General features: G+C 32.3%; 14 protein-coding genes. All 14 read right to left on the bottom strand.

The window, feature by feature from the left end; translation table 11 throughout:
• Positions 1-21 precede the first annotated feature (21 nt).
• On the bottom strand, positions 22-531 hold the full coding sequence (locus HALHA_RS02100; RefSeq protein ID WP_015326140.1) for a host-nuclease inhibitor Gam family protein: 510 nt from the start codon (positions 529-531) through the stop codon (positions 22-24).
• A gap of 918 nt (positions 532-1,449) precedes the next feature.
• Positions 1,450-2,094: an IS4 family transposase gene (locus HALHA_RS02095; protein WP_015326139.1), complete on the bottom strand. Its 645-nt coding sequence runs from the start codon at positions 2,092-2,094 to the stop codon at positions 1,450-1,452.
• Between the two features lie 139 nt (positions 2,095-2,233).
• Positions 2,234-3,331, bottom strand: a complete 1,098-nt coding sequence (locus HALHA_RS02090) for a hypothetical protein (protein WP_015326138.1) — start codon at positions 3,329-3,331, stop codon at positions 2,234-2,236.
• A 162-nt stretch (positions 3,332-3,493) separates the two neighbouring features.
• Entirely contained in the window at positions 3,494-4,417 is a 924-nt protein-coding gene (locus HALHA_RS02085) for a tyrosine-type recombinase/integrase (protein ID WP_211205041.1), read from the bottom strand.
• Positions 4,418-4,485: 68 nt separating this feature from the next.
• Positions 4,486-5,676 (bottom strand): IS701 family transposase, encoded by a 1,191-nt coding sequence (locus HALHA_RS02080; protein WP_015326136.1) that lies wholly within the window; start codon positions 5,674-5,676, stop codon positions 4,486-4,488.
• Between the two features lie 470 nt (positions 5,677-6,146).
• Positions 6,147-6,845 (bottom strand): iron-sulfur cluster repair di-iron protein, encoded by a 699-nt coding sequence (ric, locus tag HALHA_RS02070; protein ID WP_015326135.1) that lies wholly within the window; start codon positions 6,843-6,845, stop codon positions 6,147-6,149.
• A gap of 31 nt (positions 6,846-6,876) precedes the next feature.
• Entirely contained in the window at positions 6,877-8,076 is a 1,200-nt protein-coding gene (locus tag HALHA_RS02065) for an FprA family A-type flavoprotein (protein WP_015326134.1), read from the bottom strand.
• A gap of 53 nt (positions 8,077-8,129) precedes the next feature.
• Positions 8,130-8,648: a cysteine hydrolase family protein gene (locus tag HALHA_RS02060; RefSeq protein WP_015326133.1), complete on the bottom strand. Its 519-nt coding sequence runs from the start codon at positions 8,646-8,648 to the stop codon at positions 8,130-8,132.
• A gap of 258 nt (positions 8,649-8,906) precedes the next feature.
• Complete coding sequence (gene hcp / locus HALHA_RS02055) at positions 8,907-10,562, bottom strand: hydroxylamine reductase (protein WP_015326132.1); 1,656 nt, start codon at positions 10,560-10,562, stop codon at positions 8,907-8,909.
• Positions 10,563-10,666: 104 nt separating this feature from the next.
• Entirely contained in the window at positions 10,667-10,843 is a 177-nt protein-coding gene (locus tag HALHA_RS02050) for a 4Fe-4S binding protein (RefSeq protein WP_015326131.1), read from the bottom strand.
• A gap of 272 nt (positions 10,844-11,115) precedes the next feature.
• Entirely contained in the window at positions 11,116-12,267 is a 1,152-nt protein-coding gene (ltrA, locus tag HALHA_RS02045) for a group II intron reverse transcriptase/maturase (protein WP_015326130.1), read from the bottom strand.
• Between the two features lie 869 nt (positions 12,268-13,136).
• Entirely contained in the window at positions 13,137-14,555 is a 1,419-nt protein-coding gene (locus HALHA_RS13590; RefSeq protein WP_015326129.1) for a hypothetical protein, read from the bottom strand.
• A gap of 504 nt (positions 14,556-15,059) precedes the next feature.
• The gene (locus HALHA_RS02035; protein WP_015326128.1) at positions 15,060-15,839 is read right to left on the bottom strand and encodes a ZIP family metal transporter; all 780 of its coding nucleotides are present in this window, start codon (positions 15,837-15,839) and stop codon (positions 15,060-15,062) included.
• A gap of 105 nt (positions 15,840-15,944) precedes the next feature.
• Positions 15,945-17,099 (bottom strand): D-alanyl-D-alanine carboxypeptidase family protein, encoded by a 1,155-nt coding sequence (locus tag HALHA_RS02030; RefSeq protein WP_041607609.1) that lies wholly within the window; start codon positions 17,097-17,099, stop codon positions 15,945-15,947.
• Between the last annotated feature and the right edge of the window lie 17 nt (positions 17,100-17,116).

The raw sequence follows: 17,116 nt of genomic DNA, 5'->3' as shown, positions 1-17,116 counted from the left end.
AACTCTCTTAATTCCATAATATCAGTTCCTTTCATTAATATTGATCTTAAACTTTTCACCTCGATTAATCACTTGAATCCCTTCAATGATTTCTCCAGTAACAGCGTTTATTGCTTTACCCTCTTTAACCTCAATCTTCTTCTTTAGCTCTCTTTTATTAACTGTTTCTTTGATTTTCACTAACTCATCTAAACCCATTGCTTTTACTGATGCTAATAACTGTTCTTGGTCATACTTCCATTTAGCTCTCTGCTTCCTAAATTGTAATTCTCCAGCCGGCAAGGACTTAGTTTTGAACTCTTCATCTTTTTCTTTTAGATTTAAAGCATACTCTGTTAGTAATGATTGAAAGAAATCTATCTTATTATCTAAAGTTTTATTCTCTGCTGCTAACCATTCTTCTATTTCAGCTATCTCTTGTTCTGCAAAGTCCTTATTCTTAGCTTTCTCTTCTTCTAATTTACGAATCTTCTTTAATGTCCAGTTTGCCTTATGATCGTCATTCACTACAAACTTCTCATCTTTACTCATTTAGCTCAGCTCCTTCTTAATAAATCCTAATTCAATTAAAGTTTCTTGATCATCCTCTTCAATTGCTTGTCTAATCATCTCTTCTCTTTCAAAGCGTCTTCTTTATAATGATAGGTAAGCTTTTGAAAACATCTCCAGCTTTCCCCCATTCTACACCCTGCGTGAGATTTTCAAACTCACAAGGCGTGCCATGAAATAAAATGATTATTACTATTTATCATATATAGCTGAAAACTCTTCTCAGAATCCCATTGGGCAGCTAAAAGGTCTAAACCCTTCACTTTTATTAGTCTTACAAGAAACCAATGTACTATATTAATAACTTTTATTATCATTTTATTTCACTTGTGGCTATCCCTCCACCTCTTGTTATTAAGGCTTCAATGGTACTGTGCCACTACTTTCATCAGCATTAAGGTATATTATATTATTCTTTCTATACCACCAGTTCAAAGGTATTAAGACCTCCCTGTCGCTGACTTCCCTTGTTCCAAAAGACCTTACCCTTAACATATATCCGTAGATATTCCCTATGAGCCTGTATGTTTTATATACACCCTATAAGTGTATAAGGATTTTCATAATATAGAATCTTACTTACCCCACATACCCCAAACTTTGTTGGTATAACCATTTCTAGTTATTTGAATTCTAGACCCGTACGATTCAGGAATTCGTCAATACCTATATGGTATATTCTTATCTTAGATACTTTATGGGCGACCGAGCTATAAGTTGCATTATCCACCGCTGAATAATTTTCGTATGATTACGACAACTCTCACCCGACTTCACCGAGCTTACTACAATAAATTACTTAATCAATTTATTGCAGTTCGGAGTATCATCGTCAGCCCTTCAAGGTGTTAACCCTCTCATTTGACTGATAGGTCTTTTAGTTCTAGTATTATTACAATACTAGGCAATACTTTTCATATTGCAACAAGTCGCACCTATAAATTCATCAAATTTTTGATATTTTATATAAGCTCTATCAAAAAGATAAGTATAGCTAGGATTAAAAGTTAAATTATAAAATATTTCTTTATCATGAATTACAGCATCACTTATTATTATATTTTCTGGAGCATTAGTATTTAAATCATATAGAGTATGAAGCTTAATTCCACCTTTAGTACTTCTAAACTTAGCCCAAGGAAATAATGATAAACATAAGCTTACTGTTGAAGAATCTAAAATTTTTACAGAACCAATTTCTTTTAATGCTTTTTTTAGCCCTTTATTAGCTTTAAGCTTATCAAAGAGGTGTTGAAAAATCTCAAAGAAAATTTTATAAGTTCTATCTTCATTTTTTCGAGATAACTGAGACTTGCTTATCTTAGGCAATGCTTTATTTAGTTGTTTATTATTTTTTAAATCAGAAACAAAATCTTCTAAACTTTCTTTTTTAGTAAGATGAAAGTAAAGTAAATATAACAAATGAACTTCCGTTGTTAGCTTATGAACCTTATAATCTGCATTATATTTATTAATTAAACCTTTTAGAAAATTTTTATCAATAATATCTAGCAGTTTAGTTAAAAGTATGGTACAATAATTCATGATTTCAACTCCTTTGGTTTCATGGATTTTGTACTGTGGTGGGTACTTATCTATTTAATCAAAGGAGTTTTATTTTTTCAATGACTTTTTATAAAAAACGATGCAACGCTAGTGAGTATATTACTCTCCCCTCACTATATTATTTAAAACATTTTTCTGGTTCTGTAGGCTTAAAATGTGCTATTGATACTGGATAAGAATTTCCTGCTTCATAAATCATTGTAAATATATTACCTGAATCATTTCTTGCAGTTAGGAGAACTTCTTCCCCAATTATTTCAATGCCTCTAAAATCATTTAATGCTTTAGGCAAATAATAAAGCCCCTGCTCTTTTTTTAAAGTTTCTTTAGCAAACTCTTCATATGAAACTAATTTAAATATTAATATGGAATTAGGATATGATTCTCCCATTTCATATATTGTTGCTATTATATCACCTGACTCTCCTCTCGAAGTTAAACAAATTTCTGGCCCTTTTATTGCTAAATCCTTTACATCAGTAAATGATTCTGGTAGATAATATACCCCTTGCTCTCTTTTAAAATCTTTATCGACAATCTTATTAATCGGTTTTGGCTCAAAGACTGCCATATTTTTAGGAATAGACTTTCCCATTTCATAAATAATCGTCATTATTTTCCCTGATAAAGCTTTTGAAGTTAAAAATACTTCAGAATTTTTTATTTCCAAATCTCTAAGATCAGATAAACCATTTGGCAAATAATATTTACCTTTTTCATTTGGTAGATCATCTTTTAATATTTTATCAATTGAAGTTGATTCAAAACTAGCTATAGAAGTTGGATTAGAATTACCAAAACTATACAACAAGCTTATTACATCGCCAGTCATAAATTTTGTTTTAGAGGTTATCATAATTTCATCATCAAAAATTTTTACATCTTTTACATCAGTTAAAGTTTGAGGTAAATAATATTTCCCGTTTGCATCTGGTAAATCATTCTCTAATACTTTTTCATTATCTACTGCTTTAAAATACATGGATCCTGAAAGATGAGATTTGCCCATATTGTAAATTGCAATAAATACATCTCCTAACTCGCTTTTTGAAGTAATAATTATTTCACTATTTTTAAATTTTATATCTCTAACATCTGTTAAACCATTCGGTAAATAATATACTCCTTGCTTATTAGGCAAATTACTTGATAATACTAAATTAGTAGACAACATAGTCATAAAAATAATTAAAAGACAAATAAAAACCTTCTTCAATGCAACTCCCCCTTTTTTATTAGATTAATTATCAGATAAAACCTCTTATTAGGAAATCTTATTATTATATTACCACGAAAAGATAAATTTTCCTCTAAATATATAAAGATTGATCAAAAAATGTCAAAATAAAAACCGAAGGCAAAGCCCCCGGCTATATCTTTATTTCATCTGTATTGGATCATGATTATCTGCAACCTGATCAAGAGGATTAAACTTATCAAATTCTTTCTTCAGATCATCGCCAAACATATTTACATACTCTTTAACTACATCCATAGTAGAATGTCCTAAGATCTTCTGCAATCGAAATACATCGCCACCTGCTAATATCCACTTCTTAGCAAAGGTATGTCTGAATAAATGAATAGAAGTCTTATCAACTCCTCGTCTTAAATTGTATTTTCTAATAGCAGACTTCAAAGTACTCTCCTTTAACTTCTTGCCATAAATATTACAGAACAAATAATCTTCTAGCTCACCTTCTCTATACTCTAAATACTCCACTAAAATCTTAGCTAACTGCTTAGATAACGGAATAACTTGTTGTTTTTTATTCTTAGTCTTTTTTAGTGTGATATAACCACTATCAAAATCAATATCTTCTATCTTTACATTAACTAAGGTCTTTAATCTATTACCTGTTCCCACAAGATAATTTACTATTACCCAATTTCTATACTGAGCAAAACTACATTCTTTCTTATCAGGCTTCTCTAATAGCAGTTCTAGCTCACTATCACTATAAGTCTTCTTTAGCTTCTTCTCGGCTTTAATCATTTCAATCTTAAACTCTTCCATATAACCTAACCGCATAAAGTAATAGAGCATAGCTCTAACTCTTCTTAACCTGCTATTGACAGAGGTATTATTCATATCTCTTCCTTTGAGATAGAGTATAAAATCATTGACTAATGCTCTTGTAATTCCTTTAGTTGATTTATCTGCACCATAGAAATCAACAAAGTAACTATAACTAGTCTTATAATAACTAATTGTAGATTCTGATAAGCTCTTTACTTTACAATACTTAATAAATTCTTGAAAAGCTTCTTTAACTGTTTTATCCTCTTTTTCTTTCTGCATTTTTATCTTCATAACTATAAATGAGCAAAAACCGTTCCAATTTATGGAAGCAACTTGATATAGTTTTTCTATGCAACATTTAATAACTCTAAAGTGGTATTTAATGGTATGCCAGTTTGAGCACATTCATAAATCCATTCTATATATTCTCTTTTACTGTGCTTTCTGGCTTCTAGAACACCTCTGCCAAATTTCATTGGTTTATCTAAACCAATGGTACAAAATAAATAAACTAAATTTTGTAATACCCAGATTCTATCTATGGCTTTGATAGATCTGACTTGATATTTATCAAGACCTAATATACTTTTAGATTGTCTAAAATATACTTCAATAGACCAGCGTTTAGAATAGTATTCTAAAATAGTTTTTTCATCTAAAGAAACATTAGTGCAGAGGAATGCTCTTAAAGCCTTAGAATTCTTAAAAGCATCTACAGGCCAAGATAAAATTACAACCGCATTTTCTATATTATTCAGGTTTCCCTCATAACGGTGAACCCAATATTCAGAGCCGTTCACGGTCACAAGGTGAACATCACTCTTTTGAATATATTTTGCATAATCAGATATACCGATTCTAATACCTTTAGGGTAAATAATGCGGTTTCTTTTAAGAGCTCCAATGCAATGATAACCCTTTTTAGCATAAGCATTAATTATTTTAGGACAATTATACCATGAATCAAATAATGCATAAGCATTTGTAGGTGGTGTAGGCATAGATTCTGCAATATCACAAACAGTATCAATTTTACTTTTGCCTTCTCTATCATAGCGTTGAAGGTCATAAACTAAATTATGCTCACCAGATTGAATCATAGTAGTTAATAATTGATGTCCTAACACAGTTCTTCCAGTTAAATGAGAGTAGCAAAAATCAGTTTTCTCAATTGGTGACTTTGCCTGTGACGAAGGATTAGTCTTTTCAGAAACAGTGTCATCATGAAGAATAAAGATTGGTTCATCATTATTCTTTGCATAATCAAATGAAAACTCTAAACTTTGGTTTTTAATAATTTCTTTAATGAATTCTTCATTCCAGTTTCCTTTAGATAAGAAATGACCAATTGTAGTTCTATGATTTTCACTATACTCTGCAATATCAGTTGTTTTAGATGAAAACCTTTTAGAAATTCCTGCTAGAATGAATTCTTTTATATGCTTTAAAGCTGGTTTAGAATAATAAAGATTAAAATTATTTTCGTCAAAAAACTTGTCAATTAGCTTATTATCAGGTAGAATAAAGTTATTAGACATTTCCAACATCCTTTCTGGTGAGAGTTTGGTATGGTAACTTTATTCTACACCAAAATGTTGGGAATGTCTTGTTTTATTTTTTGACTTGGAATAATATGGGTTCAAATTTGCTCATTTATAGCTTCATAATATAAAAAACCTCCCTAATTTTACTTAGGCAGGATTTAAGTAATCCAATGCTTTATATTAAATTAATTCTTCAAGATCCCCGTCATTGAGCCGCTCATCCGGAACTGGCAGACGCGTTGAATTCAAAATCCAATGGTCCTTGTGGCCTTGTGGGTTCGAGCCCCACCTTCGGTACCAATTTACATATTAATGAAAACAAAGAACCCTGTCCTCCCTTAATACTACTGGGATTACAGGGCATTTATATTTTTTGGAGCTTTAAATTAATCTCGCCGACAAAGAAATAATGCTAAATAACTTTTAAAACTGGATAGGTTATAATCAATTAAGTTATTATTTTATTATTGTTTCAAGCGAGTAAAAAGAATATTATTTTCTAAATGTATATGTTGAAAAAGATCTGTTTCTAGTTCTTCTAATAGCTGATAAGTTCGTTCATAAGTTTTACATCCGTCATCAGGAACGTTATAATCTGCAGTAACTTCCCGTAACTCTTTTATAATATCTCCCGCCTGGTCATGCTCATGTTTCAATTCATCAACCCTTGAAAAACCATTAACCTGTTTCTCTTCTTTTGTGTTCTGTTCATATTTCTTAATCGCTGGAAATACAATTTCTTCTTCCTTCAGCAAATGCTGTTCTAAATCAATTTTTAAGTTATGAAATAAGCGGTGTACTTTAGTTAACTCTTCTTCATGGTTAATCCCGTGTACACGTAAAATCTTTATTACTAATTCACTAATTTCTGGTAGTTTATCCTTCAGAAAAGTATGGTGTTGACCGACAATATAATCAATTAAATCACTAGAGGAAGTCTCTTCCCAATTATCATTAATTTCTTCTAACTCAGCTTCTTTTTCTTGATAAACTGTATTAATCTCTTCCATTAATTGTTCTTTATCCAGCTCTTGTTCTTCAATTGCTTCTGCTAATGGCCGGTCACCACCACAGCAAAAATCTATCCCATATTTTTGAAATATAGACATAGCAGCCGGAAATTTAGTTGCAATCTCTCCAATTTTATCTTTCGCAGTAAACATATATTTTCATCTCCTTTAATATGCTAAATCACTATTTAGACTTATTAATTTTCTCTGCAATTTTTTCTCCTAATTGATAAGCTTCATCCAATTTTTCTTCATTCGGCACATATTTAAATTCAAATGGCTCACCAACTAAATTAATCTTAGCTTTTTCTAATCGGTCCGCAATTCTCTGCGCAGCTCCTCCAGCCCAACCTTTTGAACCAAAAGCAGCACCTAATTTATTTTTAAATCTTAAACCTTCTAGTTCTTCTAATATAGGAGTTACTGCTGGGATCATTACATTATTTATAGTTGGAGACCCAACAATAACAGCTTTTGCATCCAAAATTTCGGTAACTATATCATTCTTATCTGAAATGGATTTACGGTAAAAATTAACTTCTATTCCCGCATCTATAAGTCCTTCAACAATTTTCTGAGCTACTAATTCAGTGCTATCCCACATTGTTTCATAGATAACAACTGCTTTCTTTTTCGGTTTCATCTCTGCCCATTCAACGTATTTATTAATGATTTCTTCTGGGTTTTCCCGCCAGATTATCCCGTGGCTAGGGGCAATTATATCAATCTCAAGTCCCATTTCTTCTACTTCATTCAATTTCTTTAACACTAGGTCACTGAAAGGAGTCAAAATATTAGCAAAATATTTTTTAGCTTCCTTTATTAGCAGATTTTGATCATTCTGGTCATCGAATAAACTGGAAACACAAAGGTGCATTCCAAAAGCATCATTCGGTAGTAAAAGTTTATCTTCTGGAATATAGGTAAACATGCTGTCTGGCCAGTGGAGCATTGAGGCTTCCAGAAAAGATAAAGTTCTAGCTCCAATATCAATAGTATCACCACTATTAATCACCTGATAATTATAACTATCACCATAGTGTTCAAGTAAATTATTTTTGCCACTAGCAGTACAAACTACAGTAACATCATCCCGTAGTTTTTCCATTGTGGCCGGAAAAGAACCTGAGTGATCCGGTTCAGCGTGATTCACTATATAATAGTCTATATCTTCCCAATCAATAACTTCTTGAATATGCTCAAATAAAGTATCTGTAAATGGTTTATGAACTCCATCAACCAGTACATTCTTCTCATCTTTTATTAAATATGCATTATATGTGGTTCCATGAGGAGTGTTAAAGGCCGGCCCGTGGAAAGACCGCAGATTCCAATCCCTAGCTCCTACCCAATAAATATTTTCTTTTACCTTAAAGCTTCCCATAATTAATTTGACCTCCTCTTTTTACTCATTATTATTCCTAAAAAGTTAAAGAGTTATCCACTACTAGTTTGTAAAAAATCATTCGTGCTCAACAGTGGAATATCAAAAACCTGTAGTTCTCTAATAAGCTTATCTCGACCATAAGGACTTGCTACTGCATCGCGAAACACTTTGACCTTAATATCATTCATTAACAAACTTTTGGCATTAGGATAAACACATAGATCACCAGTTAGTAATACTTCAGTGATATTTAATTCACCTAATCTTTCAGCTAACTTAGGATTAGAAAACCCATTTTGTTCTCGCTTTTTAATTACAATATCATTTTTAGTTGGAGCAACTTTAGAAACTATCTTTGCGCCTGACGTATCAGCCATACAGTGTGGGCCAACTCTTTTTACCTCGGGATCAGCTTCGGTGTGCCAGTCACAAAGATAGAATATTGGAATTTCTTCTTTCCTAACTTCAGTTACTATTTTAGTTAAATTCTCTATAACTTCTTGCATCCGAGGCATATTCTCCTTTGTATCATTTTGGACATCAACAATCATCAAAGCTTGATTACCCAAATTATCTCCTCCTTTATTTAAATATCCTCTTATTCTAAATAATATTATACTAAATTTCTTAATTAAATATTTATTCAATCCAGTTTACTTAAATTTGATCATTGTTTAGCTTATTTATAAGTTATCTAAATTAGTTAAACAAATTGGATTATAGAAAAAGTAATACCCGAGCAAAAAGTTAGCCCGGGTATTAATTATATGAACAGGGATATATAAATGAAAAATAAAATTAGCAATACCTTATTTTATAAATTTTACTTAAGCACTCAAAAACTCATCAATATCTGTTTCTACTTCTTCAATTCCACTAATACCAAATTTATCAACTAATACACTAGCAACGTTCTCTGATAAAAAGGCGGGTAATGTTGGCCCTAGTTTAATATCCTTAACTCCTAAATATAATAAAGAAAGAAGTACAATTACTGCCTTTTGTTCATACCAAGCCACATTATAAGAAATTGGCAATTCGTTAATATCATCTAATTCAAATACTTCTTGTAATTTCATTGCAATTACTGCTAAAGAATAAGAATCATTACATTGCCCTGCATCTAATACTCGTGGAATACCATCAATATCTCCTAAATCCAGTTTGTTATACCTATACTTCGCACAACCAGCAGTTAAAATTACTGTATCTTCTGGTAACTCCTTTGCAAATTCAGTATAGTATTCTCGACTATTCATTCGACCATCACAACCAGCCATCACGAAAAATTCTTTAATAGCTCCTTCTTTAACTGCTTCTACTACTTTATCAGCTAATTCCATTACCTGATTGTGAGCAAATCCACCAACAATTGTACCTTCTTCAATCTGTTCAGGAGCGTCACATTCTTTAGCTAGCTCAATAATTTCCCGGAAATTTTTATCTCCATTTTCATCTGCTTCAATATGAGTTGCTCCTTCTAATCCAGCTGCACCAGTTGTAAAGATTTTATCTTTATAACTAGCATCAGATTTAGGTGGTACTATGCAGTTAGTAGTAAATAATATTGGCCCATTAAATTTCTCAAATTCTTCCTTTTGTTGCCACCAAGCATTACCATAATTACCTACAAAATGATCATACTTTTTAAAAGCTGGGTAATAATTTGCCGGTAACATTTCACTATGAGTATAAACATCTACCCCAGTGCCTGCTGTTTGTTTTAATAATTGTTCCATATCTTTTAAATCATGACCACTGATTAAAATTGCTGGATTATCTCTAGTACCAATCTCAACTTCAGTAATTTCTGGGTCACCATATCTTTCTGTATTGGCTTCATCAAGCTGCTTCATAGCTTCTACACCAAATTTACCTGTCTCTAATGTTAACTCCACTAATTCATCAGCACTTAAATTATCATCAGTAGTAGCAACCAAAGCTTCTTGCATAAAATCATAAAGCTCTTGCTTTTCATAACCTAAGTTATAAGCATGTTCAGTATAAGCAGCCATTCCCTTAATACCATAAGTAATTAATTCTCTTAATGACCTTACATCTTCATCTTCTGTCTGTAAAACTCCAACTTCATTTGCTTTAGTGATAAATTCAGCTTCCGTTTCTGCTCTCCAAGTTGCTCCCTCATATAATTTATTATCATCAAAGTTAGCACCAGCTTCTTCTGCTTTAGCTCTTATCTTATCTCTTAGATCTAAACCTTCTTTAATCTGCTCGATAAATGCAGTATCATCAAAATTAGCATTAGTAATCGTCATAAATAAAGATTCCATTACAAATTCATCTGCTTTTAGAGTCTTAACTTCTAATTCTTTAGCTTTAGTAGTATAAATGGAAATTCCTTTTAACAAATAAATTAATAAATCTTGTAAATTTGCTGTCTTTGGTTCCTTCCCACAGACTCCTTTAACTGTACATCCTTCATTCTTTGCAGTTTCTTGGCATTGATAACAAAACATATCCATACACTGTTCCCTCCTTATAGTTCTTTACTTTTCTCTAACAATTACAAGTATATCTCATTCGCTAGCATACTTCCGTAATCTATATCACAGAGAAACCCAATTTTTTAAACCTGCTCAATACAATCTACTGGACAAATAGACGCACAAGCACCACAGTCAATACAATCATCTTCAGCAATAACTCTTTTACCGTCATCCTGTTCAGAAATACAATCTACCGGACAAACCGCCTGGCATTGACCGCAAGCAATACAATCAGCTTCAGTAATTCTATGAGACATAATTTTTACCCCCTCCCCTAAATAAAATTAAACAATAAATGTTAAACTTCTTTGTTTTCATATTTTATCAGCCGATAAAAAAACTTTCTGTGAGCTATATCATAAACATTAAACGATAGTATAAATAATAAAGTAGGACCAGCCTCACGGCTGGGACCTCTTGTCAAACTGCACGTACGGTTCTCCCGTATACAGCTTTCGGTCATTGTTGCTCCTTAACAGAGAGTAAGTTATCGTCTTTGTGTTGCCACAAATGTATATTTTACTCTTGTCTAAAGCACATCGGTAAGCAGTGATTCTAGTCCTAAATCTCTTAATATTTTATTAGGAAGGCGATAATTCTGTCCTTTCGCCTTCTTTCCTTCTATAAAACAACGTACTCTCATTCTTATCCAACCATCTAACTTTTTATATAGTCCTTTAACATTTCCTAGTAGAAAGCTATTACCCCAACCTCTAATAATTAAATTAAGTTCATCAATCATTACAGCTACTCCTATTGATCTATTCCTTTTGGTTTTCTTTCTTACTTTATCCTTGAAACTTTTAATAGAGCTCTCTTTTGGCATTTTATAATCACCATTATAAAATCTAAATTCTAGAAATTTAAACCCATCATCAAAATTCGTAATTACTGTTTTCCGAGGATGTAGTCTTAAGTTTAATTCATTTTCTATAATCTGGCGAGTTACTTCCAAAGCACGTTCTGCTTTAGCTTTACTCTTAGCCATAATTATAAAGTCATCGGCAAATCTAACTATCTTATATCCTCGACGCGTCATTTTCTTATCAAAGTGATGTAGGTAGATATTTGCTAAAAGTGGAGAAATTACGCCTCCTTGTGGAGTTCCCTCCGTTGTTTCTTCTCTTCCTTGCTCAGTCATGACACCTATAGTAAGCCACGACCTAATAATATCTAATATCCAACCATCACTTACTTCCTCTGCTATCAGCTCCATTAAAATTTCATGGTCTATTGTATCAAAGTAAGATTTGACATCTGCGTCTAATACCCAATTATAACCTTGTTCTTTATATTCTTCTACTTTCTTAATTGCATCTTCGGTTGACCTATTAGGTCTAAAACCATAAGAACAGTCGCAGAATATTTCTTCAAAGTGTATCTCTAGAATCTGTTTCACTGCTTGTTGGGCAATTCGGTCTTTAATTACTGGAATACCTAGTGGTCTTTGTTCTCCATTTCCTTTTGAGATATACGTTCTTAGAACTGGTTGTGGCTCATATCTATCTTCTGTTAACTGGCGATATAAAGCACTCATATTCTTAGTGTAATTTTCTCTAAATTCTTCAACTTCTACACCGTCAATCCCTCCACAACCACCATTATTCAAAACTTTCTGAGCTGCACAATGTAAATGTCTTTTCTTAGTCACTAAATCTTTTATACTATATAGCGAACTAATTTTTTTTTTTCACCTATCCTACCTCACGACTTACCAGTTCTTCCTATCCTGTCTTAATATCTAAACCCCTATATTCGTAGCATTCCTAAGCACGTCTTCTAAGCTCTCGCCAATCGCACCTCTTAGTTTACTACTACTTAGGTCATGGTTTTTCTTAAATTCATCACGCTTCCAGTTATGATTTTCTGTCCGCTATTTCTTTTAAGACTTATTGTCTTTAACAATGTTTAAACCATTTTGATTTAAATACCATCAACACTCAATTCTAAACTTCAATAACCTGGCTATCCTTCACTGTAATCAACTTTCATTGATTTTTTTTTTTCACTACTATGATAGCTTCTGAACTCTAATATTTCATCGCTTTGACTTTCCCTATTCAGGTTATATCATCACTTATCTTTATAAATTTCTATAAAGACCATATTAGAGCATCCTCTGGTCACCTATGCTATATTCCAATCATTCCGACCATAATCACACTCATTAGCCTAACATATTCCTATGGTCTATAAGTTAGCCTTGGACTTCCCCATTATTTTGGTGAGTCGTCACTAATGAATGCCACCTTCGGTTCACATATTGTTCCGGACTGATTTTTCGCCTCAAACTCTTCAGATTACATCTCACAATGAACACCCTGTTACTGTTGGCTTCATATCCTGTTCTTTATTAACTTAGGTTGACGTTTGTTTTCTCCGTTTGCTCACCCATTTCGTCTGTGAGTGCCACAATATCTCAACCATATTATCCATTCTTCCAGAATAGGCAGGACTTACACCTACTATCATCATAGACTACAGAGCACACAAAAGGATTAACCCAATATTGGGTTAATCCTTTTTCCCTTCATTATACTATATTCTATATTATTTTACTTTGCTAACTCCAGTCACTTTACCTCCAGCTTCAGTAGTAAAGCTTGACTTATACTCCTCTTTAGCAAAGTATACATTTCCTTTTACTGTTGCATCATCAATTGTAAATCCTTTAGCCTTGACATATACATCACCTGCAAAAATTCCACCTTGGAATTTAGCATTTGGACTCTTAACAATAAACTTTGGTGCTGTTATTGTATATCTTTCTGTTACATTATAACTATCATCTTGAGTATATGGAGCTATCTTTCGATACACTTCATTACTAGCCTTACCTTTATCATGGAATGTACCTGCTATTACTAGCTCTTCATCAAATGTTAAATCATTTAATGCTGCTACTATCCAAGTCCCTTTCTCACTAACAGCTTTTCTAAAGACTGCTTCTTTTCCTGTTATTGAAGCTGCTGTTACTACATCTGCCTTCCCTTTAACCTTAGTAACTCCAGTCACTTTACCTCCGGCTTCAGTAGTAAAGCTGGACTTGTACTCCTCTTTAGCAAAGTATACATTTCCTTTTACTGTTGCATCATCAATTGTAAATCCTTTAGCCTTGACATATACGTCACCTGCAAAAATTCCACCTTGGAATTTAGTATTTGGACTCTTAACAATAAACTTTGGGGCTGTTATTGTATATCTTTCTGTTACATTATAACTATCATCTTGAGTATATGGAGCTATTTTTCGATACACTTCATTACTAGCCTTCCCTTTATCATGGAATGTACCTGCTATTACTAGCTCTTCATCAAATGTTAAATCATTTAATGCTGCTACTATCCAAGTCCCTTTCTCACTAACAGCTTTTCTAAAGACTGCTTCTTTTCCTGTTATTGAAGCTGCTGTTACTACATCTGCCTTCCCTTTAACCTTAGTAACTCCAGTCACTTTACCTCCAGCTTCAGTAGTAAAGCTTGACTTATACTCCTCTTTAGCAAAGTATACATTTCCTTTTACTGTTGCATCATCAATTGTAAATCCTTTAGCCTTGACATATACATCACCTGCAAAAATTCCACCTTGGAATTTAGCATTTGGACTCTTAACAATAAACTTTGGTGCTGTTATTGTATATCTTTCTGTTACATTATAACTATCATCTTGAGTATATGGAGCTATCTTTCGATACACTTCATTACTAGCCTTACCTTTATCATGGAATGTACCTGCTATTACTAGCTCTTCATCAAATGTTAAATCATTTAATGCTGCTACTATCCAAGTCCCTTTCTCACTAACAGCTTTTCTAAAGACTGCTTCTTTTCCTGTTATTGAAGCTGCTGTTACTGTATCAGCTTCTTTTTTAGGTTGTCCTTGATTTGTGGCGGGCTGATTTCCTCCACAGCCTGTTAATACTACAAGTGATAGTAAAAATACTAGACTTAAACTTAAAAATTTCTTCATATTTATCTTCCTCCTTTTATTTTTAATAATTTGATAAGTATATCAAAAGCTAACTTATTTATAAATTAGTGTTAAACACCTCCCTAAAAGTAATTATGTATTCTCTTAATTTGTTAATCCCAATAATCAAATGATAATTGATTTCATTATCAGTGTAGCATCTTATTGATAACGAGTCAATATTTTTATGATTTATTAACAATTTAAATTATAGAAATATAAAGACCTCTACTTAGTAGGGGTATTATATAACTATAAATACAGGTGCTTAGCATAAATTACCCCGTGAATGTTTTATCTTTCACTAAATTAAACATACCTCTATGAATATTAATAGAATACTTCCTTATAATTTAAAATAATTTAGAAGATTAAAAACTCATTATGTTCTAATAATACTATTTTTATATAAGTTTGTCAAACTTACTTATTCAAAAAATCCTAACTAAATAATAGCCCTGCTTTCCCTTAAACAATTGGGATTACAGGGCAGCTATCTTTTTATTATCCTAAAATATTATCTAGAAACATCATAATTACAAATCCAATTAAGATAGCATGAGTCGCTAAATTAGAATCATTATCTTTTTGTGTTTCAGGAATTATCTCATTATTAATTACAAATAACATAGCTCCTGCTGCAAAAGATAAAGCAAAAGGCAATAAAGGACGTGATACTTGTACTAATCCCACTCCTAATAATCCGCCAATTGGTTCTACTAATCCACTAGCTAAAGCAACTCCAAAAGCCTTCCAAACTCTTATTTTTTCATGAATAAATGGAAGAGCAATTGCTAAACCTTCTGGAATATTTTGCAATCCGATTGCTATAGCTAAACTTAATCCACTCACAATATCACCATCGCCAAATCCTACTCCCACAGCCAATCCCTCTGGAAAGTTATGTATAGTAATTGCTAAGGCAAAAAGCCAAACTTTTCTTAGATTAGCTTCCTCATTAGTCGAATTAGCTAACAAATTAGTATCTGGAAAAAATTTATCTACAATATCTAAAAATCCCCCTCCAGCTAAAATTCCAAATAAAGCTATTGTAGCTCCAGCAACTCCACCACCTCCTTTTTCAATAGCTGGAATAATCAAACTAAAGGAAGTAGCTGCTAACATAACCCCAGCTGCAAATCCTAAAGAAACGTTTAATACTTTTTCAGGGATTTTACGAGTGAAAAAGATAGGTAAAGCACCTACACCAGTAGCTAAACCAGCAGCTAAACTAGCTAATAAACCAAGAGTGATAATATTATAATTAGCTAAAGCTTCAACCACTTAGTCTCACCTCCTTCACTCTATACTATGCAAACCATTAATACCTGTGATAAAATGCCCCTAAACTAAAACAACCTCTGGATTAAATCCAGAGGTTACTAGTAATCATTTATTAAAATAACTCATTACAAAATTTTTAAGCCACCTAAATATTATTGTAAAGAAACCTGCTTTCTTTACTTCCTTGGTTGTTATTAGTTTTACTTCTCCTAATTTCTTACCTTGCTGAAGAAATAATACTTTTCCAACTACAGCTCCTTTTTTAACTGGAGCTATTAATTTTTCGTTAATTTTAAATTTCCTTTTAACTTGATCTTTAGTACCTAATTTAATAAGTGCTGAAAATTCACGAGCTGTTTCAACAGGTACCTTTAGCTTTTTACCTTTTTTTACTTTAACTTGATTAACTTCCACTCCAGCATTAATCAATCTAACCGTATGAAAGGCATTAAATCCATAATCTAATAACTTAGCTGTTTCAGCTACTCTAGCCTTATCACTCTTAGTTCCCATTACAACTGCAATCAAAGTAGTTTCTCCCCTAGTAGCTGTTCCTGCTAAACAATATCCAGCTTCTTCTGTCCAACCAGTCTTTAATCCATTAGCATCAGGATAATACCCAATTAAATCATTAGTAGTATATAAAGGAATGGTTCCATTCTTAATATAATCCACGCGCTTACTTGTCCACTTTAAAACTTTTTTATGTTTTGTAATTAATTCCCGGGCCATTAATGCAATATCATAAGCACTAGAATAGTGTTTACCATGATCAACAGGTAATCCTGTAGAATTAATAAAATTAGTGTGCTTTAATCCTAATTCTTTAGCTTTTTGATTCATCATCCGCACAAAATTTCTTTCTGTTCCCCCGATATATTCTGCTAATGCTACACAAGCATCATTAGCTGAAGGAATAATTACTGCTTTTAAGAGCTCTTTTAATGTCAACTTTTCTCCTGCTGCCAACCAAATTTGCGAACCTCCCATTGATTCTGCTAAACTACTTACAGTTACTTTATCATCTAAGCTAACTCTATTTGCATCAACTGCTTCCATAGTTAATAAAATCGTCATAATTTTAGTTATACTAGCTGGTGGTAATTCTAAATTCTTATTTTTACTAAATAAAACTTGTCCAGTCTGAGCATCCATTAAAACAGCTGATTTAGCATTAATCTTAACGCCTTGTGCATAAGCCGGTAAAGATGACAATACTACAATTAAAATCAGAATCACTACCTTTTTTAAATCAAACACACCTTTCCCTCCTTGTA

This window comes from Halobacteroides halobius DSM 5150 (assembly GCF_000328625.1).
Taxonomy (GTDB): domain Bacteria; phylum Bacillota; class Halanaerobiia; order Halobacteroidales; family Halobacteroidaceae; genus Halobacteroides; species Halobacteroides halobius.
This window is presented reverse-complemented; position numbering and strand designations above follow the sequence as displayed.